This window comes from Streptomyces sp. NBC_00513, assembly GCF_041431415.1.
Classification (GTDB): domain Bacteria; phylum Actinomycetota; class Actinomycetes; order Streptomycetales; family Streptomycetaceae; genus Streptomyces.
Map to the genome: position 1 here is coordinate 4,292,337 of NZ_CP107845.1, position 24,749 is coordinate 4,317,085.

Below are 24,749 nucleotides of genomic sequence, written 5' to 3' on the forward strand. Positions count from 1 at the left end.
GCTAGCGTCGGATGCCGGTGGCGAACGGCAGGGTGTTGACGAAGGCGCGGTGGTGCTCGCGGTCGCACCACTCCAGCTTCAGGTAGGACTTGCCCGCCGAGGCGCGGATGGTGCGCTTGTCGCGGGCGAGGGCCTCGGGTGAACGCGAGGACACCGTGATGTACCCGACCAGGTTGACTCCCGCCGCACCACTGGCGAGATCTTCACCCCTCTGGTCGAGCCGGCCGTGGGCGGCGATGTCGCGCGGGTCGACCGTGCGGTTCATCTTCGCGGCGCGGCTGGCGTCGGCCTCGTCGTTGGTCTTCTCCGTCAGCATGCGTTCGATGGCGACCTCGGTGGGTTCGAGGTCCATGGTGACGGCGACGGTACGGATGACGTCCGGGGTGTGGACGAGGAGGGGGGCGAGGAAGTTGACGCCGACGGGGGTCATCGGCCACTCCTTCACCCAGGCGGTGGCGTGGCACCAGGGGGCGCGGGTGGAGGACTCGCGGGTCTTGGCCTGGAGGTAGGTGGGTTCGACCGCGTCGAGTTCGGCGGGCCAGGCGTTGCGCTTCGTCATGGCCTGGATGTGGTCGATGGGGTGGTCCGGGTCGTACATGGAGTGCACGAGGGAGGACAGCCGGCCCTGGCCGAGCGGTTGGCGTACGCGGATGTCGGCCTCGGCGAGGCGCGCGCAGATGTCGGTGAGCTCGCGGGCCATGACGATGGCGAGGCCGGCGTCGCGGTCGAGCTTGCGGCCCTTGTGCGGGGTCGAGGCGCGGGCGATGGTGTGGGCCTCGGCGGCGAGTTCGCGCGAGTAGTGCATGCAGGCGACGAGGTACGCGCGGTGCTGCTCGGAGGAGGTCGACACCATCGACTGGAGCTGGTCGTACGACTCGCGGAGCCAACCGGGGGCGGCGGTGTCCCCGCGCTGGGCGACGTCCTTGGCGTGGGCGTCGGGGTCGGCGGGGAGGGTACGGGCGAGCATCTGGAGGCGGGTGACGAAGCCGTCGCCGTTCGCCACGTGCTTGAGGAGGGTGCCGAAGCGGTCGACGAGGGCTTCCTGGTCCTCGCTGTCGCGCAGGCCGACGCCGGGGCCCTCGATCTCGATGGCGGCGGTCACGGTTCTGCGGTCGGCGTGCAGGAGGACGGCGATCTCGTCGGGCCCGAAGGGCGCCGCGAGCCAGCTGATGCGTCCGATGCCGGGGGGCGGGCCGACCTCGACCTCGCGGCCGTCGGAGCCCCGGATGCCGGCTTCCATGGTGCCGGAGCGGTACGTGGTGCCGCGGCGCAGGGTGCGCTTGTAGCTGCGCCTGATCTCGAACCACCGGTAGAAGGTGCGGCCCTTGTACGGGACGTACACGGCGGCGAGGGCGAGCATGGGGAAGCCGGCGAGGCTCACGATGCGCAGGGTGAGGTCGGGGACGAGTAGTCCGCTCATCATGCCGAGGAACGCGCCGGCGATGATCAGGGCGATCTCGCCGGTTTCGCGGTTCTTGCCGACGATCGCGTTCGGCCGGGCGCGGCCGATGAGATACGTGCGACGGGGCGCGATCGGGTGTAGCTGGTGGGACTGGGTGGTCAACGCCCGTCACCTCCTGTGTTCCTCGTGCTCGAGCCGGTGCGGGGCGGGGGTGTGGCGGAGGGGACGGATCCGCCGCCGGACCCGCTGCCGGAGCCTCGGCTGCTGTGCGCGGCCATGCCTCCGGAGATCTGGTTGGCGTCGCCGCCGCCTCCGCCACTCGCGCGGTGGGCGCCGCCGCCGCGGCTGCTGTGGGTTTTGATGCCCTGGGAGACGAGGGAGGCGGGGGAGCTGATGACGGCCGCGGCCTGGGCGCCGTCGGTGGCCTTGCTGCGGTTGGAACGGGCGGAGGCGATCTCGTCGCCGAAGCCGGGGACGAAGCGGTAGATCATCGCGGAGGCGAAGATCGCCAGGAGGATGATCGCGAGTCCGGAGACGACGGCGGAGAAGGCGTTGGGGCCCTTCTCGCCCGCGAGGGCGCCCGCGAGGCCGAGGACGATCACGATGACCGGCTTCACGAGGATGACGGCGATCATGATGCCGGCCCAGCGGCGGACGTGGCCCCACATGTTGCGGTCGACGAGTCCGGCGTAGACGACCGTGCCGAGGAGGGCGCCGACGTAGAGCAGGGCGGCGCGGATGACGAGCTCCAGCCACAGGATCCCGGCGGCCAGCACGGTCACGAGGGCCACGACGATCAGCATGATCGGGCCGCCGCCGATGTCGTCGCCCTTCTTGAGGGCCTCGGAGAACGAGCCGAAGAAGACGTCGGTCTGGCCGCCGGTGGCCGCGGCGATGACCTCGGTGACACCGTCGGTCGCGGAGACGACGGTGTAGAGGATCAGCGGGGTGAACGCGGAGGCGAGGACGGTCAGCCAGAGGAAGCCGATGGCCTCGGACATGGCGGTGGTGAGGGGGACGCCGCGGATGGCGCGCTTGGCTACGGCGAGGAGCCAGAGGACGAGGGTGAGGATGGTGCTCGCGGCGAAGACGACGGCGTACTGCTGGAGGAAGGCGGGGTTGGTGAAGTCGACGGTGGCCGTGGACTTGATGGCCTCGCTGAGCTTGCCGACGATCCAGGCGGCGGCGTCGGCGCAGCCGCGGGCCAGGGAGGCCAGGGGGTTGAGGGCGTCGGTGGGGTTGGCGTTGAGGCCGGTGCCGGCGTTTCCCCCGGTGGCCGCGCCCTCGCCCTTCTCGCAGTAGTCCTTGGCCGAGCCGAACAGGAGGCGGCAGTCCTCCTTGCCCTGGCCGGACGGCGTGGCGGAAGGCGTCGGGGTGGGCGTGGGCGCGGCGTAGGCGCGGGAAGCCAGGGATACGACGGCCAGGTGGACGGCGGCAACAACGACCACTCGGAGGCGGCTGCTAGCGGGCATAGGTGAACCCTCCGAACTCCTTGGTTGCCTTGCTGATGTCGTCAGAGGACGAAGCGGCCATGTCGCCCGGGACCGGAGCGGGTCCGTCCTGCTGGGATTCGCTGACGACTCTCCAGCCCTCCCCCACCCAGCTCAGTTCAAAGGTCCAGGTCTTCCACGTCGTACGGACCGGGTCGGTGGACTTGGCGCCGGACATGCCGACCAGGCCGGTGTACCAGACCGCGATCTTCGCGGCGGTCGGGCTGTAGTTCTCGACTCTGGTGCCGATCGGGATGGTGCGGGTGACGAAGGTGCTGCCCGACGGCGGGTTGCCGTTGGCGTCCAGGCCGAGTTTCGCGAGGAACCCGGTCGAGTAGGCCTCGTCCTGTGGGCCCTTGAGCCGGGCTGCCGCCTCCGGGGTGTAGATCCCGTCGACGAGGGCGTGCCGGGTGTCCTTCTTGAGCATCCCCTCGGACCCCAGAGCCACCGCGTAGTTCGCGGCCGCTGATTGGGCACCCTGTTCGTCATGGGCGAAGCCCTTGGGGATGCCGTTGGACTTGCCGGTGACCGGTTGGGTGCCGGTGGGGCTGGTGGCGGCGTCGGTCGGGGGTTTGTTCGACGCGGTGTTCGCGGGGGAGTCCGGGGACTGGTTCGCGAACGCGATGGCGGCGATGAGGAGGACCACCACGCCGACCGCGGTGATGAGGCCGCGGGAGGGGCGGGGGGTGCGGCGGGGGTTGCCGTAGGGGTCGGAGGGGGAGTCCGGGAGGCGGGTACGGGTCTGGCCCGTGCCGCCCACTTCGCCGTGGTTGCCGCCGCCGTAGTGGTCGTCGTTGCTCATTCCGTGTCCGCCCCCTCCGCCTCGTACGACGGTAGCGCTCGTTCCCGCGTGGATGCGGTGTGGTGATTCGCCATCAGGTACGACGGCCGGCGGGCGGCACGGCTAGACGGCCATTCCGTAGACGATCGTGAAGAGGGTGCCCAGGGATCCGATGATGAAGACGCCCGTGAGGCCGGCCACGATCAGGCCCTTGCCCTGTTCCGCGCTGAAGGTGTCGCGCAGTGCGGTCGCTCCGATGCGCTGCTTGGCGGCGCCCCAGATGGCGATGCCGAGGCAGAGGAGGATCGCGATGGCCATGACCACTTCGATCATGACCTTCGCTTCGTTGCCGAGACTGCCGAACGGCCCCCAGTTCGGGGCGATTCCGCCGATGATGGTGGTGATGTCGCCCTTTTCGGCTGCCAGGATCATGTAACTCACCGCCCCTGTATGGGTAGTTCCGGTAGCCCGTGCCCGACGGCATGGGTCACGCACTATCTTCGCTGATGAAACCGCCGCCGTCGCCGACTTGGCGGCTCTCTTTACCCGAGCTCGCGGTCTGTGCCCCGCCGGAACGCTCTGACCAGGTCACTCTGTGTATCACGGGGGTTGACGCCGGGCAATGATTGCCGTCTCGCCGTGCCGGCGACAGGCCTTCGGGTCGGGTGAGGGGCGGCCGTTCGGCTCAACGGGGCGGCGTGTCGTTGGTCCGTACCGCTGACACATGTCCGACATTCCGTCAGTCGTTCCATGTGCACGCCGGGTTGCGCGGGATGCTCCACCCCGTTCGGTTGGACGACGCAAGGAGCAGGGATGGGTTCCGCAGTGAAGTCGGGTCGGCGCGTGTGGCTGGCCGGCGGTGTCGCAGTGCCGCTGGTGTTCGCGCTGTCGGGGGTTTCGGCTCCGGCGATGGCCGCCGCGCACGGGTCGACCGCCGTGATGGGGGCGCCCACGGGCGGTGAGGGTTGCTCGAAGTCGAAGGCCAGGGTGCTGAAGTCCGCCGCCTCCGGGCCGTCGAGCGGCTGTACGGGGCCGCGGGGGCCGAAGGGGCCGAAGGGTGACCGCGGTCCGAAGGGGGATCGGGGTCCCAGGGGTGACCGGGGTCCGGCTCAGCCCTGCGTGGGCGTCGACACGGCCCAGGGGCGGTTCGGCCTGGAGTTCAGCGCCGTGGTGAGCCGGGGCAAGGCGTTCCTGGGGCGTCGGACGACGAGCACCGTCCTGGAGAACGGGCCGTACGTCTGGAAGGACCTCTCCACCAGCGCGAACCCGGGCTTCCCGCGCAACGCGTGCGGCGTGTCGCTGAACATCCTGGGAGTGACCGCGCAGGTCAAGGTGCTGACCACCGACGGGAACGTGTTCGAGAACTCCTGCACCTTCGTGGCGAGCGGTGTGCTCACCTGCCCGACCGGTTGGACGCCGCTCATCAGGCCCTGACCCGGGGAGGCCCGTCGTCGGTGTCGCGGTGCGGGGCACGAGCCGGATCGCGGCGCCGGCGCGGGTGGCGTGGTGGAGGACCGGCCTCGTTGTCAGTGGGGTGCGTCAGGCTGGTGACATGACGACGCCCTGGACTCTCGCGGACCTTGAGGCGGCCATCCGCTCGGGATGGTCGGCCGAGACCTGCTCGCCCGACGATGTGGAGCGGGCGCCCTGGACGGCCGAGAATCCGGCCTGGGGCCACTGTGACATCACGGCTCTGCTCGTCCAGGATCTGGTGGGCGGGGAGTTGATGGTGGGTGAGGTCTGGTCGGAGGGGCGGCAGCAGGGGTTCCACTGTTGGAACGTGCTGCCCGGGGGGATGAGCGTGGATCTGACGCGGGAGCAGTTCCGGCTCGGGCAGACGGTGACGCGGGGGCGGCTGATGGGGAAGCGGCCGGGCGGGCGGTTGCCGAGGCGCTGGGAGGAGTACCGGCTGCTGCGGCGGCGGGTGATCGACAGACTGGGGCCGCTGCCGGGGGTGGTGCGGGCGGCGGACGGGCGCGGGCTCGCGTACACGGATTTCGGCGGCGCGGGGGCGCCGCTGCTCGTGTTGTACGGGGACCCCCGGGGCGGGGGGTCGCAGGACGGGTGGTCCTTCGAGTCGCCGGCGCGGGACGCGGGGCCGGGGTGGCATGTCATCGCGCTCGATCTGGCGGGGTACGGGGCGGCGGATGTGGTCGAGGGGGAGGCGCGCGACGGGTACGTGAGGGACGCGGCCGGCGTGTTGGAGGGGCTGGGGTTGGGGCCGGCGATGGTGTGGGGGCGGGGTTCGGGCGAGGACGTCGCGTACGGGCTCGCGGCGCGTCGGCCGGCCCTGGTGCGGGCGGTGGTGGAGTTGCCGAGGGGGTGTCGGGCGCGGGCGGAGGATCCGGAGGGGTTCGGCGCGGCCGTGCGGGAGTTCCTGGCGGGGGTGTGAGCGCGGGGGTGTGAGCGTGGGGGCGGGGTGTGGCGGTGGGATCGGGCGGGGGGTGATTCCCGCGTGCTCCCGTGCTCCCGTGCGCCCCCGCGGCCTCGGGCGTGTCCCGGATCCGGCCCCGGAAGGGCTTCGGCCCCGGGCTGGGCCTCGGGAGCCCCGGGGGTGTGGGTCGGGCCAGTGCCCCGGGCGGGGCCTCAGGGGCGCCGGGGTGCGGGTCAGGCCCAGTGGGAGGGGCGGGTGAGGGCAGGGGGGATGCGGGTGGCGGGGGAGCCCTGGGCGGCGTTCAGTTGGGGCTGGGTGAGGAAGAGGGCCTCGCGGAGGTCTGCGTCGCGCAGGTTGGCGTCGCGGAGGTCCGCGCCGATCAGGTCGGCCCTGCGGAGGTCGGCCCCGGAGAGGTCGGCGGCGATCAGGTAGGCGCCGCGGAAGGTGGCGCCGCGCAGGTCCGCGCCGGAGAGGCGGGCGCCCATGAGATCGGCGCCTCGGTGGTTCTTCCCGCGGGCGGGGGAGGTGGCGCGGACCAGTTCGCTGGTCTTCAGGAGGAGAGTGTTGATCTCCTGGCGGAGAGCGCCGACGTCGAAGGGGATCAGGGTGGCGGCGTCCGCCCCGGTGGCCGCCGTGGTCGTGGCGAGTGCCTTCCGCAGGTCGGCGTGGATCGGTGCGGCCGCCGGCAGGGTGAGGGCCTCGGTGAGGTAGGCGAGGAGCTCGTGGAGTTGCCGCATCACGGGGAAGACGTCGAACATCTGGCGTGCCGTGTCGGGGTGCGCGCGCCAGTCCCGGCCGCCGAAGGTGACCTGGGAGACCTGCTGGCCCGCGCCGAAGCAGTCGAAGACGGTGCAGCCCGGGAAGCCCTTGTCGCGCAGCCGGGTGTGGATGCCGCAGCGGAAGTCCTCCCGGAGGTTCTTGCAGGGGGTTCCGGCGGCCTTGTTCATGGCGAAGTCGGTGGACTTGGCGAAGGGCAGGGCCACGCAGCAGAGGGCGAAGCAGTTCGCGCAGTCGGCGCGCAGCGCGGGGGTGGGGGCGGGGGCGGCAGGCGTGGTGGACACCCCTTCATTGTGACCGGTGGGGCGAGGTCAGCCTCATCTGGAGGGCGGTCCACCAGACGCCGTCCACCTGCTCGACGTCCTTGAGGACTTCCACGGTGCGGAAGCCGAGCTTCTCGTAGAGGCGGACGGCCGGGGTGTTGTGCGCGAACACGCCCAGGTCGAGGCTGTGCAGCCGCAGGTCGGTGAAGGCGCGGGACAGGGTTTCGCGGAGCAGGCTCTCGCCGAGGCGCCGGCCGCGGGCCCGCGGGGCGATCAGGACGCGGCCGAGGCGGGCGTGGTCGGGGGCGGCGTCGTGGCGGCGCAGCGAGACGTGGCCGACGGGCTCGGCGGCCTCGGGGCCGTGGGACGGCACGGCGGTCCAGGTGTGGCGGCCGGGTTCGACGGCGTAGGCGGCGAGCTGGGTCTGGTCCAGGGGCCAGGTGAAGGAGGGGCCGGCCCAGGTGGTGAGGTCGGCCGCGGTGGTGATCCAGTCGAGCAGGGGCGCCGCGTCGGTGGTGGGGTGGAAGGGGCGCAGGGCGAGAGCGGTGGGGGCCATGGATCAAGTATGCGGATTTCGGGCGACCTTGATCGAAGTCGGGTGTGGGGGCGGTGTCGCGTCCGGGGGCGGGTGGCCTGTGCGTCGAGGGCCCGTCGTGTGCGCGGTGGGGCCGGCGAGGGGGCTGGTGTGCGGGGTTACCTGTCGGTAGCGTGCGGGGGCATGAGCGCTGCTGAGGCCTTCTTCGAGCGGGTCGACACGGGACGTTTCCTGGCCACCGAGTACACGCGCGGGCCGTGGGACCCGGGCTCGCAGCACGCCGGCCCGCCGGCGGCGCTGCTCGGGCGGGCCGTCGAGGAGCGGGCGGGCGCCCGCACGGACCTGCGGATCGCCCGGATCACGTACGAGATCCTGCGCCCGGTGCCGATCGGCCCGCTGGAGATCACCACGACCGTGCTGCGGTCCGGCCGCAGTACCGAGTTGGTCGAGGCGACCCTCGCGCCGGCGGGGGCCGCGCCGGTGATGCTCGCGCGTGCGTTGCGGATCCGGGTGGCCGCGGAGGCCGTGCCCGCGGTGGTGCCGGGGCCGCAGGTGCCTCCGCCGGGCGAGGTGGGGCGGACGCCGTTCTTCCCCGTGCCGTGGGAGATCGGCTATCACACGGCGATGGAGAGCCGGTTCACCGAAGGCGCCTTCGTCGAGTCGGGGCCGGGGACGTGCTGGATGCGGATGGGGGTGCCGTTGATCGCCGGGGAGGAGACGGCCCCGTTGGACCGGGTGTTGATCGCGGCCGACTCCGGCAACGGCATCAGTTCCGTCATGGACTTCGAGCGGTTCGTCTTCGTCAACGGAGACCTCACCGTCCACCTGCACCGCCACCCGGTGGCCGAATGGGTCTGCGTGGAGGCGCTGACCAGTGTGGACGGCGCCGGGATCGGGCTCGCGGACTCCCGGCTGCACGATGAGAAGGGGCCGATCGGACGTGGCGCGCAGAGCCTCTTCGTCGCCCCGCGCTAGACGTCAACCCCCTTGCCGTACAAGGCGGTACGTATGGCAGGCTCAGCCGGATGGAGCCGCTCACAGAGGCCGACCCCGAACGGATCGGCCTGCACGTGCTGGTGGCCCGGCTGGGGGCCGGGGGGATGGGGCGGGTGTACCTGGGGCGTTCGCCCGGGGGCCGGCTGGTGGCCGTCAAGGTGGTGCGGGAGGAGATCGTCGGGCATCCCGATGCGCTGGCCAGGTTTCGCCGCGAGGTGGAGACCGTACGGGCCGTGCGGTCGGCGTACACCGCGAACCTGATCGACGCCTCGCTGGAGGCGGCGCCGTACTGGCTGGCGACGGAGTACGTCGCGGGTCCGACGCTCGCCGACGCCGTGCGCGGGCGGGGCGCGCTGCCGCCGGACACCTGCCGGGGGTTGGGGGCGGCGCTGGCGGAGGGCCTGGCGAGCGTGCACGCGTACGGGGTCACGCACCGGGATCTGAAGCCGCAGAACGTGATCCTGGCGGCGCAGGGGCCTCAGCTGATCGACTTCGGGATCGCGCACGGCGTGGGGTCGACGCCGTTGACCGAGACGGGGCGCACGCCGGGCACGCCGGGGTTCACGGCGCCCGAGGTGCTGGTGGGCGGGGTCGCGGGGGCGGCGGCGGACGTGTTCGCCCTGGGCGCGACGTTGGCGTACGCGGCCACCGGGAGGCCGCCGTTCGGGGGCGGGGCGGCGGCGAGCGTGGGGTTCCGGTCGGTGTACGAGGGGATCGACCTGGCCGGGGTCGAGCCGGGGTTGGCGGCGCTGATCGAGGACTGCGTGGCCAAGGATCCGGCGGACCGGCCGGAACCGGCGGAGGTGATCCGGCGCTGCGGGGTGCGGGGCGCGTTGGTGGAGGATCCGGTGTACGCGGGACTGGCGGCGCCGCCGGAGCGCGCGACGGGCACGACCGGCGTGGCGGATGCGGCCGGCTTGACGCGGGCGGTCGGCGTGGCGGATGCGGCGCCCGGGGCCGGCTCCCCGACCCGGCGCCTGGACGACACCACCCCGCCCGCCGGGGCCGCCGCCCTGCCGCTCGCCGCCGCGTCGCCGTCCGCCGGGGCCGCCACGCCGTACGAGGGTTCCGCGGCCCGATCCGGTCGGCGGGGCCGGGTCGGGGCGGTGGCGGGGGTCGTCCTGGTCGCGGCGGTGGCGGTGCTGCTCTGGCAGTTCCCGTTCGGGGAGGGCCGGGGTGGGGATGCCGCCCGGACCCCCGGGAGCGGGACCCCGGCGCCGCGCGCGTCCGGATCCCCGGCCTCGGAGGCCGTGAAGCCCGGCAAGGGGGGCGGTTGGGCCGGGGAGGACTTCCGGTGGAAGCTGTCCACCGATGCGGAGATGGCCCGCTACGGGGCGGGGGACTGTGACGGGCCCGCGGAACTCCGGCCGCCCGGCCGGGGCATGGAGACCTCGACCGTCTCCTCGAACACCAACGGGGTCCCGGGCGACACGGCCAGGGTCAGGTTCCGTCCGCAGCGCGGCGCCAAGCCGGGAGCGCGCCCCGCGCCCTATCCCGTGGTGATCGCGGTGAAACCACCGCACGCGCCCAAGAAGGGGCAGACGGGCTTTCTGAGCGCCCCCGTGGACCTGTATGCCGGCTGGGACGCGGACGATTACGGCGAGTTGACCTATCCGGACGACTTCTCGGGGGCTGTGCCCCTGAGCGCCGACAGGGGGGACTGGACGGTGGTGTTCTACCGAGTCGAGGATGGGGCCAAGCGGTATACGCCCATCGCGTGCAACGGCTTCCGAGTGGGCTAGCGGATACGGCGACACGGGCCGAATTCGCTCGAAAGTGGTGGCAATGGGGGAGTGTTGACGGGTGCGCAGATTCTGGATGGCAGGCGGGATCGGGATCGGGCTGGCCCTGAGCTTCCTCGTGTTGCTCGTCGTGGGGACGTACTCGGCGGCGGCCGGCCTGGCGGGAGCGGGCGCCGGAGGGCGTGGGCTGGGGCTCGCGAAGGGGGCGGTACCCGGCAAGTACCAGGCCCTGGTGCAGAAATGGGGCACGCTCTGCCCGGCGATCAGCCCGGCGTTGCTCGCGGCCCAGCTGTACTCGGAGAGCGGCTGGAACCCGAGTGCCGTCAGCCCGGCGGACGCGCGGGGGATCGCGCAGTTCATCCCGGGCACCTGGGCGGGCCACGGGGTCGACGGCGACGGTGACGGGGACCGGGACATCTGGGATCCCAACGACGCCATTCCGTCGGCCGCTTCGTACGACTGCGAGTTGGCCAAGGACGTGGCGCGGGTGCCCGGGGACGCGACGGGCAACATGCTCGCGGCCTACAACGCGGGGGCGTACGCGGTCATCAAGTACCAGGGAGTGCCTCCGTACAAGGAGACTCAGGGGTACGTAAAGACGATTACCACCCTGGCGAAGAGCTTCGAGCGTCCCGTCGGCAGGGTGGCTCCGTCCCAGCAGGCCGCAGGGGCCATCTACTTCGCGCAGAAGCAACTGGGCACCCCCTATCTGTGGGGCGGCAACGGGACGCCCGACCAGAACGGGCGGTTCGACTGCTCGGGGTTGACGAAGGCGGCGTACGAGACGGTCGGCATCGAGCTCCCGCGCGTCGCCAACGACCAGTACAACGCCGGTCCGCATCCCTCGCGCGAAGAACTCCTCCCCGGTGATCTGGTCTTCTTCTCCGATGACCTGACGAACTCTCGGGACATTCGACATGTCGGGCTGTACGTCGGCGGCGGCTACATGATCAACGCTCCGTTCACCGGCGCGGTGATCCGCTTCGACAAGATCGACACCCCGGACTACTTCGGCGCGACGCGGGTGACCAAGGACGGCGCGGAGGCGCTTCCGGAGCGTGCCGAGGCTGCCGGGACCACCTCGTGACGCTCTGTTAAGTCAAGGCCCTGAGCTGCGACGATGGGTCACTCTTGGGTAACGTTGGAGTGATCATTCGGTGGAGAGTGGAACCGTCCGGCCAGAACGGGCGTTCCATGGGCACGAGGGCTGATCGACCGGGGGTTGAAGGGGCGCGCATCGCGCGCGCCCGCAAGGGACCTAGGCAAGCAAGGGGCCGCATCGCCATGGCTGGACTCGCGACCGGTGGGCCGAATGTGGACGTCAGCCTGCTGTACGAGATCAACGGCCTGGCCCGGCACGCGCCGGACGGCATCGACCGGGCGGTGGGCCTCGTCGGCGAGTACGGACTTCCGCTCGCCATGGTGCTGTTGGTCCTGTGGTGTTGGCGCGGTGCGCGCAGGCAGGACGAGCCGGCGGCCGTCGACTCCTTCGTCGCGCTGGTGTGGGCGCCGCTCGCGGCCGGCATCGCGCTGCTGTTGAACGTGCCGCTGCGGGAGTTCGTCGGGCGGCCGAGGCCGTTCCTCCAGCACGAGGGGCTGGAGGTGTTGGGCTCAGGGTCGGGACCGGCCGCGCGGCTCGGGGGCGCGGAGTTCTCGTTCGTGAGCGACCACGCCACGCTGACGATGGCGATGGCGGTGGGGCTCTTCATCGCCCACCGCGGGATCGGGTACGTCGGGATCGGGTTGGCGCTCCTCGAAGGCCTCTGCCGGGTGTACACCGGCGTCCACTACCCGACCGACGTGATCGGGGGGCTCGCGCTCGGCACCGCGGTCGTCCTGCTGCTCGCGCCGGTCGCGGCGGCGCTGCTGACGCCGGTGGTGCGGGCCGTGGTCCGCTGGCCGCGGGCGCGATGGCTGGTCCGGGCCGGGGAGCGGGTCGTGGCCCGGCCCGTGGAACTGGTGCCGAGGACGCACGAGAGCGACCTCGCGGCGTAACGGGCCCGGCCCGGGGCCGCCACGGGTTCCGCCGACCGCTCGCCTTCAGACGTGACCGTCCCACAGGGCGAGGAGCACGGCCGCCAGCAGACACAGCGCGGACGCGCCGAAGCAGAGCCGGATCGCCTTCGGGCGGGGGCGGGGGCTCACGGATCGCCGCTCTCGGCGCCCCGGTCCTCCTCCGCCTCGTCCCGGCGGTAGCGCGAGCGCAACCACAGGCCCGTGGCCACGGCCGCCGCCGTGGTGACCCCGACGGCCAACGCCACGTCGGCCGGTCCGTCCGCCGATCCCACCGGCCGGGCCCAGGCCGCGGTCGGGGTGAGGGTGCTGAGCAGCAGGGCCCAGAGGAGGGCCGCGAGGCGGGGTGCGGGTCCTGGCATGACTCCAGGGCATCCGGTCGCGGGCCGCTCGGCCAGCCGGGCCGTCCGAACGGGCGACACGCCCGGTCGCAGGGCGTGCGTGTCGGCCCGCCCCACCGGGTGGCGGGTGCCGGTGTCGGTCTACCCCGTCGTGTGGCGGGTGGCGTCCTTGCGGGCCAGGTCGCGGGAGCGGCGGGCCGGTCCGGTCCAGCCGCAGGTGCAGACGGCCAGGCAGAACGAGCCGCGTTCGGTCGTGTCGGTGGTGTGGCCGGTCGAGGGCTGTCGCACGGGCTCCTCGGGGTGACGAGGCTGCGGCACTGCGGCGAGCGGAGTGATCGGAGTCGCTTGGGTGTGCGGGTCCACTCCTCCACGGTACCGGGCACGGTCGACCCGCGGCACCGGGCCCGGCGCGCCCGCGGCACCGCGCCGGCCCGTGACGGGAAACCCCGGACCTCGTTAAGCGGAGCGGGTGGGGGCCTCGGGCAAACAGCTGTCACGCGTTGGGGGTTGGCAGGCGATGGTGGTGCACCAACACATGCGCAGACGAGGACGTGCCGGTGAGGCGGTGCTCGCCGTGGCGGTGGCCGTGACCGTGGCCGCGACGAGCGGATGCGGAAGCTCCGCCGGCGGTGACGATCGGCCCCCCGCGGACCCGGCCGCGGCGGTGCGCGGCGCCGCCGACGTGCTGGACGCGACCGGCAGCGCGAGGGCCCGTACGGCGATGGAGATGGCCACCGGCGGGACCCGGGTCACGATCCGGGGCGAGGGCGGTGTCGACTTCAAGAGCCGGATGGGCCAGCTCCTGGTGATGCTCCCGGCCGATGCGACCGGGAAGGCCGAACACCGGCCCATCACCGAACTCCTCGTCCCGGGGGCCCTCTACATGAAGAACCGGGGCGCGGGCGTCCCCGACGACAAGTGGGTCCGCGTCGACACGACGACCCTCGCCGACGGGAACCTCGTCACGGGCGGGGCCACCGACCCGCTCGCCGCGGTCGAGCTGCTGCGGGGCGCGCGGGACGTGACGTACGTGGGGAAGACCGAGGTGGCGGGCACCAAGGTGCGGCACTACCGGGGGACCACGGACATCGGGCGGGCCGCGCGGAGTGCCTCGCCGGGGGTCAAGGGGGCGCTCGAAGCGGCGGCGAAAGGGTTCGGCACGGACACCGTGCCGTTCGACGCCTACCTGGACGAGGAAGGCCGGCTGCGGAAGGTCCGGCACCGTTTCACCTATGTCAACAATGGCGTGATCGATGTCTCCTCGACGACGCTGCTCTACGGGTTCGGTACTCCGGTGACCGTCGTACTACCCGCAAGTCGGGACATTTTCGCCGGGAAGATCGCCGGATAGTCGGATCTCATGGTCCAGACCACGCGAGCGGGCCATGGCCCGGTATCCGGAAATGGTCCATCCGTGTCATGCGCGCGGCGGCGTGCGCTCCCTACGCTGGTAAGCCGAGCGCCGACGGGCGATGGCGGCAGAGAGAGGTGGCGCGCGTGACTCCCGCAGGCGGTACGACGGTGCAGGACCACGTGGCGCTCGCCGAGATCGAACTGTGCGGCGAGCTGATCATCGCGGCCTCGGCGGCGGCCGAGGAGCGGCTGAGCCAGGATCGGATCGACGAGGTTCTGCTGGGCATCGGATACCCGTGACGAACCGGCCCCCAAACCCGCGCCGGTCACCGATCGCCGGTGGTGGACGGCGCGGGGGCCGGGCCCCCGGGGTCCGGGATCAGGTGCGCAGCAGGCGGGCGATGGCCTTCGTGGCTTCCTCGACCTTGGCGTCGATCTCCGCCCCGCCCTTGACGGCGGCGTCCGCGACGCAGTGCCGCAGGTGCTCCTCCAGCAGTTGGAGCGCGAAGGACTGGAGGGCCTTCGTGCTCGCCGAGACCTGCGTGAGTATGTCGATGCAGTAGACGTCCTCGTCGACGAGGCGCTGCAGACCGCGGATCTGGCCCTCGATCCGACGCAGTCGCTTGAGGTGCTCGTCCTTCTGGTGGTGATAGCCGTGCACCGCCGCGACCGGGACCGCGTCGGCGTCGGCTTCCGGTCCGGAGCCCTCCGCCTCGATGGTCGTCATGCGTCCTCCCGTGGTCCGGAACGAGGGATGTATACCCCTCATGGGTATAGGATACCGGGCCCCGACCGTACGGGCAGGGGTCCGTGGTTGCCCACTCTGCCTGATGGAGCACACTGGGGAACGGCCGGTTAGCCGTGGCCGGGGGATGCGCCTAGCATCAGCCTGACCGAACCCAATGCACCCCGAGGACCTCACGTGCGATTTCGTCTGACCCCCAGGGAGACGAGCTTCTACGACATGTTCGCCGCATCCGCGGACAACATCGTCACGGGCTCGAAGCTCCTGATGGAACTGCTCGGAGCGGACTCCTCCGCTCGAGCCGAGATCGCGGAGCGGATGCGGGCAGCGGAGCACGCGGGGGATGACGCCACCCACGCGATCTTCCACCAGCTGAACTCCTCCTTCATCACGCCGTTCGACCGCGAGGACATCTACAACCTGGCCTCCTGCCTCGACGACATCATGGACTTCATGGAGGAGGCGGTCGACCTGGTCGTCCTCTACAACGTGGAGGAACTTCCCAAGGGCGTCGAGCAGCAGATCGAGGTACTGGCCAGGGCGGCCGAACTGACCGCCGAGGCCATGCCGCACCTGCGCACCATGGACAACCTGACCGAGTACTGGATCGAGGTCAATCGCCTGGAGAACCAGGCCGACCAGATCCACCGCAAGCTGCTCGCGCAACTCTTCAACGGCAAGTACGACGCCATGGAGGTGCTGAAGCTCAAGCAGATCGTCGACGTCCTCGAAGAGGCCGCCGACGCGTTCGAGCACGTCGCGAACACGGTGGAGACCATCGCGGTCAAGGAGTCCTGAACCTCGTGGACACCTTTGCTCTGATCGTGACCATCGGTGTCGCGCTCGGCTTCACCTATACCAACGGCTTCCACGACTCGGCGAACGCCATCGCGACCTCGGTCTCGACGCGTGCGCTGACGCCGCGTGCCGCGCTCGCGATGGCCGCGGTGATGAACCTCGCCGGTGCCTTCCTGGGCAGCGGCGTGGCCAAGACGGTCAGCGAGGGGCTGATCGAGACGCCCCACGGCACCCGGGGGATGTGGATCCTCTTCTCGGCGCTGGTCGGTGCGATCGTCTGGAACCTGATCACCTGGTACTTCGGACTGCCCTCGTCGTCCTCGCACGCGCTGTTCGGCGGCATGGTCGGCGCGGCGCTGGCCGGTGGCACGGAGGTCATCTGGACCGGCGTGGTCGACAAGGTCGTCATCCCGATGTTCGTCTCGCCGGTGGTGGGTCTGATCGTCGGTTACCTGGTGATGGTCGCCATCCTGTGGATGTTCCGCCGCGCCAACCCGCACAAGGCCAAGCGCGGTTTCCGCATAGCCCAGACCGTCTCCGCGGCGGGCATGGCCCTCGGCCACGGGCTCCAGGACGCTCAGAAGACCATGGGCATCGTGATGATGGCCCTGGTCATCGCCGATGTGCAGGGAGCGGGCGACGCCATCCCGGTCTGGGTCAAGCTCGTGTGTGCCGTCATGCTGTCGCTCGGCACGTACGCGGGTGGCTGGCGCATCATGCGCACCCTCGGCCGCAAGATCATCGAGCTGGACCCGCCGCAGGGCTTCGCGGCCGAGACCACCGGCGCCTCGATCATGTTCGGCTCGGCGTACCTCTTCCACGCGCCGATCTCCACCACCCACGTGATCACCTCGGCGATCATGGGCGTGGGCGCCACGAAGCGGGTGAACGCGGTCCGCTGGGGCGTCGCCAAGAACATCATCCTCGGCTGGTTCATCACCATGCCGGCGGCCGCGCTCGTCGCCGCGGTGAGCTTCTGGATCGTGAACCTGGCCTTCGTGAACTAGCCGTCGGAAAGCGTGGTGGTCGTCAAGACGACCGCGCGCCGGGCACGACACGAAAGCGGGCCGGCTCCCCCCACCCAGGGGGAGCCGGCCCTTTTTCTTTCGCCTCGCGGTGGCACCGCCATGCAGCACCGCGGGACGTCTATCGCCACATCCGGGGGTCTGGGCTCAGCCGAAGCGACCCGAGATGTAGTCCTCGGTTGCCTGGACGGACGGGTTGGAGAAGATCCGGTCCGTGTCGTCGATCTCGACGAGCTTGCCGGGCTGGCCGACGGCGGCGAGGTTGAAGAACGCGGTGCGGTCCGAGACGCGGGCCGCCTGCTGCATGTTGTGCGTCACGATGACGATCGTGAAGCGCTCCTTGAGCTCCCCGATCAGGTCCTCGATCGCGAGGGTGGAGATCGGGTCGAGCGCGGAGCAGGGCTCGTCCATCAGCAGGACCTGGGGCTCGACCGCGATGGCGCGGGCGATGCACAGGCGCTGCTGCTGGCCGCCGGAGAGGCCGGAGCCGGGCTTGTTCAGGCGGTCCTTGACCTCGTTCCAGAGGTTGGCGCCCTGGAGGGACTTCTCGACGATGTCCGTCAGCTCGGACTTCTTGAACGAGCCGTTCAGGCGCAGACCCGCCGCCACGTTGTCGAAGATCGACATGGTGGGGAAGGGGTTGGGGCGCTGGAAGACCATGCCGACCGTGCGGCGGACCGCGACCGGGTCCACGCCGGGGCCGTACAGGTTCTCGTCGTCCAGCAGGACCTTGCCCTCGACGCGGCCGCCGGGGGTGACCTCGTGCATGCGGTTGAGGGTGCGCAGGAAGGTGGACTTGCCGCAGCCGGAGGGGCCGATGAAGGCCGTCACGGAGCGGGGTTCCACGGTCATCGAGATGTCGTCGATGGCCTTGTGGGTGCCGTAGAAGGCGGAGAGGCCGCTGACGTCGATTCGCTTGGCCATGAGGGGTCACATCGCTTTCATGAGTCGCGTCAGCGACCGGTCTTCGGGGCCTTCCAGCGGGCGATGCCGCGGGCCACCAGATTGAGGATCATGACGAAGGCGATCAGGACGAGCGCCGCCGCCCATGCCCGGTCGTAGGAGGCTTCACTGCCGACCTTGTACTGCTCCCAGATGTAGAGGGGGAGCGAGGACTGGGCGCCTTCGAAGGGGTTGCCGTTGATGAGCTGCGAGCCGAAGACCAGCAGCATGATCGGCGCGGTCTCGCCGGCGATGCGGGCGACGGCCAGCATCACTCCGGTGGAGATGCCGCCGATCGCGGTGGGGAGCACGACCTTGAGGATCATGCGCCACTTCGGCACGCCGAGGGCCAGGGCGGCCTCGCGCAGCTCGTTCGGTACGAGCTTGAGCATCTCCTCGGTGGAGCGGACCACCACGGGCATCATCAGGATCGACAGGGCCATCGCGCCGGCGAAGCCGGAGGGCCCGAAGCCCAGCATCAGGTTCCAGGTCGTCAGGATGAACAGACCCGCGACGATGGAGGGGATGCCGGTCATCACGTCGACGAAGAAGGTGACCGACCGGGCGAGCGGGCCCCGGCCGTACTCGACGAGGTAGACGGCGGTCAGCAGGCCGATGGGCGCGGCGATGGCGGTGGCCAGGGCGACCTGTTCGATGGTGCCGAGCAGGGCGTGGTAGACGCCGCCGCCGGGCTCGAAGCTGGTCACGCCGTTCATGGAGTGGCCGAGGAAGTCCCCGCTGAGGACCTTCATGCCGCGGCTGATGGTGGTCCACAGCAGCGAGAGCAGCGGGATGACCGCGAGGACGAAGCAGACCCAGACGACGGAGGTCGCGACCCGGTCCTTGGCCTGGCGGCGGTTCTCGATCACCGAGCTGGCGACGTACGTGACGGTGACGAAGAGCAGGGCGGCGAGCAGACCCCACTGGATCCTGCTGTCGAGGCCGAAGGCGAGGCCGATGCCGCTGCCGAGGACGATCGAGAGGACGGCGATGCCGGCCGGTGCCCAGCGGGGCAGGCCACCGCAGGTGAGGGTGGCGGGGGCGACGGACTTGCGGGCCCGGGTGGGCCGCTGGTCCTGGAGGGTGTGGCTCATCAGGCGTTCGCCCCCGAGAAGTCCTTGCGGCGGGCGATGATCAGCCGGGCCGCGCCGTTGACCAGCAGGGTCAGGAGGAAGAGGACCAGACCGGAGGCGATCAGCGCGTCGCGACCGAACTCGTTGGCCTCGTCGAACTTCGCGGCGATGTTCTGCGCGAAGGTGCCGCCACCCGGGTCGAGGATGTGGCCGGAGATCAGGAAGCTCGGGGAGAGGACGGTCGCGACGGCCATGGTCTCGCCGAGGGCGCGACCGAGGCCGAGCATCGAGGCGGAGATGACGCCGGAGCGGCCGAAGGGCAGCACCGACATGCGGATGACTTCCCAGCGGGTCGCGCCGAGGGCCAGGGCGGCCTCCTCGTTCATGCGCGGGACCTGGAGGAAGACCTCGCGGCTGACGCTGGTCACGATCGGCAGGATCATGATCGCGAGCAGGATGCCGACGGTGAACAGCGAGCGGGCGACGCCGGGCTGGCTCTTGTCGAAGATGTACGTCCAGCCCAGGTACTCGTCGAGCCAGAGGTTCAGTCCGCCGAGCTGCGGGACGAGGAAGAGGGCGCCCCAGATGCCGTAGACGATCGACGGCACGGCGGCCAGCAGGTCGACCACGTACGCCAGCGGCGTGGCCAGCTTGCGCGGCGCGTAGTGCGAGATGAAGAGGGCGATGCCGACGGCGATCGGAACCGCGATGACCATCGCGATGATCGAGCTGACGACGGTGCCGAAGAGCAGGACGGCTATGCCGAAGACGGGGGGCGTGGCCGACGCGTTCCAGTCGAAGGTGGTGAAGAAGTTTCCTTCGTTCTCCGACAGGGCGATGGTCGCGCGGTAGGTGAGGAAGGCGGCGATCGACGCCATGATCACCAGGAGGGCGATGCCGGAACCCTTGGAGAGCCCGGCGAAGATCTTGTCACCGGCGCGGCCGGTGGACCTCTCGCTCCTGGAGACGGGCGGAGCCGCGTCTGTCTGGGTGGGTGTGGTGGAAGCCATGGTCTTTCCGGTCTGTGTGGGGGGCATGCCCCCTGGCGGCGGTGCACCGGATTCCCCCGGGTGGAGGGGGAGGGTTCCCGGCGGCCGGATCGGACGGGATCCGGCCGCCGGGAGGGAGAGTCTGGAATCAGCCGAGCTTGCCGATGGTCTCGCGGACCTTGGCGTTGATCTCGGCCGGGATCGGGGCGTAGCCGTTCTCGCCGAGGGCCTTCTGGCCCGCGTCCGAGGCGGTGTAGTTCAGGAAGGACTTCACGGTCGGGAGCGTCTCGGCCTTGTTGCCCTTGTCGCAGACGACCTCGTAGGTCACCAGGACGATCGGGTACGCGCCCTCGGCCTTGGTGGTGTAGTCGAGCTTCAGCGCCAGGTCGGAACCGGTGCCGGCGATCTTGGCGGCGGCGATGGCCTTGGAGGCGTTCTCGCCGGTGGCCTTGACCGGGGTGCCGGCGCCCGTGTTCAGGTCGACGGTCTTGATGTTCTGCGACGCGGCGTAGGAGAGCTCGAAGTAACCGATCGAACCGTCGACGGCCTTGACCTGCGAGGCGACACCGGAGGAACCGGAGGCGCCGAGGCCACCCGGGGCCGGCCACTTCTTCGCGGGGTCGTGCGGCCAGGCGTCACCGGCGGTGGCCTTGAGGTACTTGCCCAGGTTCTCGGTGGTGCCCGAGTCCTCGGAGCGGTGGAAGTGCTGGATCGCGGTGCCGGGAAGCGTGACGCCGGGGTTCAGCTTCTTGATCGCCTCGTCGTCCCACTTCTTGATCTTGTCGTTGAAGATGTTGGCGATCGTGGCGGCGTCCAGGTTCAGCTTGTCCACACCCGCGACGTTGAAGCCGATCGCGATCGGGCCGCCGACCATGGGCAGGTTGATGCCCTGGCCGCCGGTGCAGATCTTCTTCGACTCCTCGACCTGCTCGGGCTTCAGCGCGGAGTCCGAGCCGGCGAAGCCGACGGTGCCCTGGTTGAAGGCGACGATGCCCTCACCGGAGGAGGAGGACTTGTAGTTGACCTCCACGCCGGAGCAGGCGGCCATGTAGTTCTTCACCCACACGTCCACGGCGTTCTTCTGCGCGGACGAGCCGGAGGCGAGCAGCTTGCCCTTGGCGCCCTCGCACTTGACGTCGCCGGGCGCGGGGGCCGAGGCCTTGCCGCTCGCCGAGGAGTCGTTCTTGGTGTTGTCGTCCGAGCCGCACGCCGTGAGGACCAGGGCGCCGGACACGACAAGCGCCCCGAGGGCGGAGGCACGAAGCATGCTCTTGCGCTGAAGCTTCACTTTCGGGTGTTCCTTCCAGAAGCCGCCGGCCGCTTTCTGTATCGGGGCGGCGTGCGAAGAGGACTACGGGTTGGCGGGGTGCGGGCAGTGGGCTTTTCGGCCCGGCTCGCACCTTGCGGTACTGAAATTAGGCAGAACAGGTGAAGCGGTCGACGGCCCTCGGTGAACGGACGGTGAACCGTGGCGGGCGGGCCGGTGCGGTTGGGGGGGTTTGTACCTGGGCGTAACGGGGCGTTATCCGCACGTTATGCCGCCGTGACCTTTGCCTGGCCGGCGGGGTGGGGTGGGGGTGGTGGGGTGGCCGGAAATCGGCGGTGGCGTCGTGGCCGTCCGACCGTCCGGCCGTCCCGCCCGGGGGTCGGGGTGGCTTGGCGCGGGGCCTTCGCCGGGGGCCTGCCCGGGGGGTTGGTGCGCAAACCCGCGGGGGCGGGGTGCGGGTGTCTTGCGGGGCGGGGCGGGGTGGGGCGCGGGGGTGCCTGCCGGTGCCGGTGCGTGGGGCGGTGCGGCGCCGTTGCCGGGGGCGCTGCCCCCGGGCCCCCGCGCCTCAAACGCCGGCGGGGCTGAGATGGGCTGGGCAGGGGTGGGCCCGGGCTCCCGCGCCTCAGACGCCGGCGGGGCTGAGGGGTGCGGTCAGGGGAGGGCCGGGGTGGGGTGCCAGAGGGTGTGGAAGGTTTGGCGGGCCGCCTCGACCGCGTGGCGTTGGTCGGCGTGCAGGACGCCGAGGGCGTACGCGGTGGCCGGGGCGATGCGGGGGGTGCGGGCGGCGGTCGCGGAGGCGGCGGCGGCTTCGGAGGCGTCGCGGTGGTGGTCCAGGGCCTCGCCGGCGGCGGCGAGCCGGGTCACGTCGTCGCCGAGGGTTTCCCGGGCGTACCGGTGGACCCGCAGGAGGCGGCGTACCTCGTGCCAGGCGCCGTCCTCGTGCGCGGAGTACGGGGTGCCGCCCTCGGGGGCGGGGAGCGCGTCCACGGCGCCGACCAGTCGGGTTTCGGCCACCTCGGCCAGTGGGACCAGTACGTCGTCGACCCGGCCGCGGGCCGCGACGGGGTCGAGCGGGACCTCGGAGGCGAGGACGGCCACCGCGTCGGCGACCGCGTGGAACCGGGACGAGCCGAGGGCGGACAGGGTGGCCGAGTGGGCGCGGGTCCGGGCCAGGGTGAGCTGCCGTTCCAGCAGTGCGCCCGCCCGGGCCGAGCCCACGGTGAGGGCGCCGGCGGTGCCCCGGGGCGCGGGCACCTCGGGGGTTCCGGAGAGCCGGTGCAGGGCGTCCATGAGCCGCGCCAGGCGGACGGCGTACGCGTGCTCGTCGGCGAGGGTCGAGGACAGCCAGACGAGTTCCGTGCGCAGCGAGTCGGCCCAGGCCGACTCGGTCACCACCCGGAAGGTGCCCAGGGAGCCGGCGATCCGGCGCGCGGCCCCCCGCAGGCCGCGCGCCGCGTCGGTTCCCTCGCCGGTGTCGGCCGCCCCTGCCGCGCCGTCGCCGTGCAGGCGCAGCGCGCGCAGGAATGCGGTGGCCTGGGACCGCAGGTACGTGCCGAGCACGTCGCCTGCCAGGGGGTCATGGTTTGGCTGAGCCACGCCTGCGCCTCCGGGCGTCTATGAGCATCTCCTGTACGTGCCGCAGCGGCTGGCCCTCGGAGTCCGTGGCGTGCCGGGTCCACTCGCCGTCCGGTCCCAGGTGCCAGGAGGCGGTGTCGTCGGACATGCCGATTTCGAGGAGTCGGTCCAGTGACGTGCGGTGGGCCGGGTCGGCGACCCTGACCAGTGCCTCGATGCGACGATCGAGGTTGCGGTGCATCATGTCGGCGCTGCCGATCCACACCTCGGGTTCGCCGCCGTTGCCGAAGGCGAAGACCCGGGAGTGTTCGAGGAAGCGGCCGAGGATCGAGCGGACGCGGATGTTCTCCGACAGCCCGGGAACGCCGGGGCGCACGGCGCAGATGCCGCGGACCCAGATGTCGACCGGGACGCCCGCGCGGGCGGCCCGGTAGAGGGAGTCGATGAGGGCCTCGTCGACGATCGAGTTCATCTTCAGTCGGACGTACGCGGGGCGGCCGGCCCGGTGGTGGTCGGCTTCCTTGTCGATGCGGGAGACGAGGCCGTCGCGCAGCGACTTGGGGGCGGTCAGCAGTCGGCGGTAGGTCTCGCGGCGCGAGTAGCCGGACAGCCGGTTGAAGAGGTCGGAGAGGTCGGCGCCGACCTGCGGGTCGGTGGTGAGCAGGCCGAGGTCCTCGTAGAGGCGGGCCGTCTTGGGGTGGTAGTTGCCGGTTCCGACGTGGGAGTAGCGGCGCAGTTGGTCGCCTTCCTGGCGGACGACGAGCGACAGCTTGCAGTGGGTCTTGAGGCCGACGAGCCCGTAGACGACGTGGCAGCCGGACTCCTCCAGCTTGCGCGCCCACTTGATGTTGGCCTGTTCGTCGAAGCGGGCCTTGATCTCGACGAGTACGAGGACCTGCTTGCCGGATTCGGCGGCGTCGATGAGGGCGTCGACGATGGGGGAGTCGCCGGAGGTCCGGTACAGGGTCTGCTTGATCGCGAGGACGTCCGGGTCGGCGGCGGCCTGTTCCAGGAAGGCCTGTACGGAGGTGGAGAAGGAGTCGTACGGGTGGTGCAGCAGCACGTCCCGTTCGCGGAGCGCGGCGAAGATGTCGGGCGCGGACGCGGACTCCACCTCGGCGAGGTCGCGGTGGGTGCCGGCGATGAACTTGGGGTACTTCAGCTCGGGCCGGTCCAGGGAGGAGATCCCGAAGAGGGCGGTCAGGTCGAGGGGGCCCGGCAGCGGGTAGACCTCGGCGGCGCTGACCTTGAGTTCCTGTACGAGGAGGTCGAGGACGCCGGGGTCGATGGACTCCTCGACCTCCAGGCGGACGGGCGGGCCGAAGCGGCGCCGCATGAGTTCCTTCTCCAGGGCCTGGAGGAGGTTCTCCGCGTCGTCCTCCTCGACTTCGAGGTCCTCGTTGCGGGTGACCCGGAACATGTGGTGCGCGAGCACCTCCATGCCGGGGAACAGCTCCTCCAGGTGCGCGGCGATGACGTCCTCCAGCGGGACGTAGCGCTGGGGGGAGGCCTCCAGGAAGCGGGAGAGCAGCGGCGGGACCTTGACCCGGGCGAAGTGGCGGTGGCCGCTGACCGGGTTGCGCACGACGACGGCCAGGTTCAGGGACAGGCCGGAGATGTACGGGAAGGGGTGCGCGGGGTCCACGGCCAGCGGGGTGAGGACCGGGAAGATCTGGTTGCGGAACAGGGTGAAGAGGCGCGCCTGCTCCTTCTCGGTGAGGTCGGGCCACCGGATGAGGTGGATGCCCTCCTCGGCGAGCTGCGGGGCGATGTCCTGCTGGTAGCAGGCGGCGTGCCGGGCCATGAGCTCGCGCGAGCGGGTCCAGATCAGGTCCAGTACCTCGCGGGGCTGGAGGCCGGAGGCGGAGCGGGTGGCGACGCCGGTGGCGATGCGGCGCTTGAGGCCGGCGACGCGGACCATGAAGAACTCGTCGAGGTTGCTCGCGAAGATCGCCAGGAAGTTGGCGCGCTCCAGCAGCGGGGTGGCGGGGTCCTCCGCGAGCTCCAGCACCCGTTCGTTGAAGGCGAGCCAGCTGCGTTCGCGGTCGAGGAACCGCCCGGGGGGCAGCTCGCCGCCCTCCTTGTCGTCGTAGGTGTCCGGATCGGCGTCGAGGTCCGGATCGAGATCGACGTGGCCGACGTTCGGGCGGTGCGCGGCTATGGAGCCGAGCTGCGACTTCGCCGTGGCGGGCGTGTGAGACGGGTGCTGGGCGGGGACCTCGGTGGGGCCGACGCTGGGCTTGTGGCTCATGACTCCATTCTTCCGCG

General features: G+C 71.2%; 25 protein-coding genes. 10 read left to right on the forward strand and 15 right to left on the reverse strand.

Going from position 1 to position 24,749, the window contains the following annotated elements:
• Position 1: 1 nt before the first annotated feature.
• From OHA84_RS19820 to OHA84_RS19835, 4 genes are all read right to left on the reverse strand, one after another.
• Positions 2 to 1,564 (reverse strand): SCO6880 family protein, encoded by a 1,563-nt coding sequence (locus OHA84_RS19820; RefSeq protein ID WP_053676381.1) that lies wholly within the window; start codon positions 1,562 to 1,564, stop codon positions 2 to 4.
• Entirely contained in the window at positions 1,561 to 2,874 is a 1,314-nt protein-coding gene (locus OHA84_RS19825) for a hypothetical protein (protein WP_266970466.1), read from the reverse strand. The genes OHA84_RS19820 and OHA84_RS19825 overlap by 4 nt, the downstream gene beginning before the upstream one ends.
• Positions 2,864 to 3,694 (reverse strand): hypothetical protein, encoded by an 831-nt coding sequence (locus OHA84_RS19830; RefSeq protein WP_266970464.1) that lies wholly within the window; start codon positions 3,692 to 3,694, stop codon positions 2,864 to 2,866. The genes OHA84_RS19825 and OHA84_RS19830 overlap by 11 nt, the downstream gene beginning before the upstream one ends.
• 102 nt (positions 3,695 to 3,796) lie before the next feature.
• Entirely contained in the window at positions 3,797 to 4,105 is a 309-nt protein-coding gene (locus OHA84_RS19835; protein ID WP_053676383.1) for a hypothetical protein, read from the reverse strand.
• Between the two features lie 381 nt (positions 4,106 to 4,486).
• Here OHA84_RS19835 and OHA84_RS19840 point away from each other — a divergent pair, with 381 nt between their 5' ends.
• Positions 4,487 to 5,107: a hypothetical protein gene (locus tag OHA84_RS19840; protein WP_266970462.1), complete on the forward strand. Its 621-nt coding sequence runs from the start codon at positions 4,487 to 4,489 to the stop codon at positions 5,105 to 5,107.
• 118 nt (positions 5,108 to 5,225) lie between these two features.
• Entirely contained in the window at positions 5,226 to 6,065 is an 840-nt protein-coding gene (locus tag OHA84_RS19845) for an alpha/beta hydrolase (protein ID WP_323181904.1), read from the forward strand.
• 215 nt (positions 6,066 to 6,280) lie between these two features.
• Here the strand turns inward: OHA84_RS19845 and OHA84_RS19850 are convergent, their stop codons facing one another.
• Positions 6,281 to 7,108 carry a pentapeptide repeat-containing protein gene (locus OHA84_RS19850; protein ID WP_266970460.1) on the reverse strand — a complete coding sequence of 276 codons (828 nt, stop codon included), beginning with the start codon at positions 7,106 to 7,108 and terminating at the stop codon, positions 6,281 to 6,283.
• Positions 7,109 to 7,112: 4 nt separating this feature from the next.
• Positions 7,113 to 7,643: a GNAT family N-acetyltransferase gene (locus OHA84_RS19855; protein ID WP_266970458.1), complete on the reverse strand. Its 531-nt coding sequence runs from the start codon at positions 7,641 to 7,643 to the stop codon at positions 7,113 to 7,115.
• A gap of 162 nt (positions 7,644 to 7,805) precedes the next feature.
• Between OHA84_RS19855 and OHA84_RS19860 the strand changes: the two genes are divergently transcribed.
• The 4 genes from OHA84_RS19860 to OHA84_RS19875 all read left to right on the forward strand — a co-directional run bounded on the left by OHA84_RS19860 (position 7,806) and on the right by OHA84_RS19875 (position 12,355).
• A complete protein-coding gene (locus OHA84_RS19860; RefSeq protein ID WP_266970456.1) occupies positions 7,806 to 8,597 on the forward strand; it encodes a thioesterase family protein in 792 nt (263 codons plus the stop codon).
• 50 nt (positions 8,598 to 8,647) lie between these two features.
• Positions 8,648 to 10,360, forward strand: coding sequence for a serine/threonine-protein kinase (locus OHA84_RS19865; protein WP_266970454.1), 1,713 nt, complete (start codon positions 8,648 to 8,650; stop codon positions 10,358 to 10,360).
• A 76-nt stretch (positions 10,361 to 10,436) separates the two neighbouring features.
• The gene (locus tag OHA84_RS19870) at positions 10,437 to 11,447 is read left to right on the forward strand and encodes a bifunctional lytic transglycosylase/C40 family peptidase (RefSeq protein WP_266974025.1); all 1,011 of its coding nucleotides are present in this window, start codon (positions 10,437 to 10,439) and stop codon (positions 11,445 to 11,447) included.
• A gap of 197 nt (positions 11,448 to 11,644) precedes the next feature.
• Entirely contained in the window at positions 11,645 to 12,355 is a 711-nt protein-coding gene (locus OHA84_RS19875; RefSeq protein WP_053675382.1) for a phosphatase PAP2 family protein, read from the forward strand.
• Positions 12,356 to 12,501: 146 nt separating this feature from the next.
• Here the strand turns inward: OHA84_RS19875 and OHA84_RS19880 are convergent, their stop codons facing one another.
• A complete protein-coding gene (locus tag OHA84_RS19880) occupies positions 12,502 to 12,735 on the reverse strand; it encodes a hypothetical protein (protein WP_053675384.1) in 234 nt (77 codons plus the stop codon).
• 120 nt (positions 12,736 to 12,855) lie between these two features.
• Complete coding sequence (locus OHA84_RS19885) at positions 12,856 to 13,002, reverse strand: hypothetical protein (RefSeq protein WP_199826420.1); 147 nt, start codon at positions 13,000 to 13,002, stop codon at positions 12,856 to 12,858.
• Positions 13,003 to 13,231: 229 nt separating this feature from the next.
• Here OHA84_RS19885 and OHA84_RS19890 point away from each other — a divergent pair, with 229 nt between their 5' ends.
• Entirely contained in the window at positions 13,232 to 14,065 is an 834-nt protein-coding gene (locus tag OHA84_RS19890; protein WP_053675388.1) for a hypothetical protein, read from the forward strand.
• 146 nt (positions 14,066 to 14,211) lie between these two features.
• Entirely contained in the window at positions 14,212 to 14,367 is a 156-nt protein-coding gene (locus OHA84_RS19895; protein ID WP_199826421.1) for a hypothetical protein, read from the forward strand.
• A 79-nt stretch (positions 14,368 to 14,446) separates the two neighbouring features.
• Here the strand turns inward: OHA84_RS19895 and OHA84_RS19900 are convergent, their stop codons facing one another.
• On the reverse strand, positions 14,447 to 14,794 hold the full coding sequence (locus tag OHA84_RS19900; protein ID WP_053675391.1) for a metal-sensitive transcriptional regulator: 348 nt from the start codon (positions 14,792 to 14,794) through the stop codon (positions 14,447 to 14,449).
• Positions 14,795 to 14,989: 195 nt separating this feature from the next.
• On the opposite strand from OHA84_RS19900, the gene OHA84_RS19905 reads away from it, so the two are divergent.
• Both OHA84_RS19905 and OHA84_RS19910 read left to right on the forward strand, forming a co-directional pair.
• Positions 14,990 to 15,610, forward strand: a complete 621-nt coding sequence (locus OHA84_RS19905; RefSeq protein ID WP_053675393.1) for a DUF47 domain-containing protein — start codon at positions 14,990 to 14,992, stop codon at positions 15,608 to 15,610.
• Positions 15,611 to 15,615: 5 nt separating this feature from the next.
• The gene (locus OHA84_RS19910; protein WP_053675395.1) at positions 15,616 to 16,617 is read left to right on the forward strand and encodes an inorganic phosphate transporter; all 1,002 of its coding nucleotides are present in this window, start codon (positions 15,616 to 15,618) and stop codon (positions 16,615 to 16,617) included.
• A 165-nt stretch (positions 16,618 to 16,782) separates the two neighbouring features.
• On the opposite strand, the gene pstB is transcribed toward OHA84_RS19910, so the two are convergent.
• The 6 genes from pstB to OHA84_RS19940 all read right to left on the reverse strand — a co-directional run bounded on the left by pstB (position 16,783) and on the right by OHA84_RS19940 (position 24,732).
• Positions 16,783 to 17,559 (reverse strand): phosphate ABC transporter ATP-binding protein PstB, encoded by a 777-nt coding sequence (pstB, locus tag OHA84_RS19915; protein ID WP_053675397.1) that lies wholly within the window; start codon positions 17,557 to 17,559, stop codon positions 16,783 to 16,785.
• 29 nt (positions 17,560 to 17,588) lie between these two features.
• Positions 17,589 to 18,671 carry a phosphate ABC transporter permease PstA gene (gene pstA / locus OHA84_RS19920; protein WP_266970448.1) on the reverse strand — a complete coding sequence of 361 codons (1,083 nt, stop codon included), beginning with the start codon at positions 18,669 to 18,671 and terminating at the stop codon, positions 17,589 to 17,591.
• Positions 18,671 to 19,660 carry a phosphate ABC transporter permease subunit PstC gene (gene pstC, locus OHA84_RS19925; RefSeq protein WP_053675402.1) on the reverse strand — a complete coding sequence of 330 codons (990 nt, stop codon included), beginning with the start codon at positions 19,658 to 19,660 and terminating at the stop codon, positions 18,671 to 18,673. The genes pstA and pstC overlap by 1 nt, the downstream gene beginning before the upstream one ends.
• A gap of 127 nt (positions 19,661 to 19,787) precedes the next feature.
• Positions 19,788 to 20,927, reverse strand: a complete 1,140-nt coding sequence (pstS, locus tag OHA84_RS19930) for a phosphate ABC transporter substrate-binding protein PstS (protein WP_266970446.1) — start codon at positions 20,925 to 20,927, stop codon at positions 19,788 to 19,790.
• 630 nt (positions 20,928 to 21,557) lie between these two features.
• Positions 21,558 to 22,502: a CHAD domain-containing protein gene (locus OHA84_RS19935; protein WP_266948867.1), complete on the reverse strand. Its 945-nt coding sequence runs from the start codon at positions 22,500 to 22,502 to the stop codon at positions 21,558 to 21,560.
• Positions 22,483 to 24,732, reverse strand: coding sequence for an RNA degradosome polyphosphate kinase (locus OHA84_RS19940; protein ID WP_053680766.1), 2,250 nt, complete (start codon positions 24,730 to 24,732; stop codon positions 22,483 to 22,485). The genes OHA84_RS19935 and OHA84_RS19940 overlap by 20 nt, the downstream gene beginning before the upstream one ends.
• Positions 24,733 to 24,749: the final 17 nt, after the last annotated feature.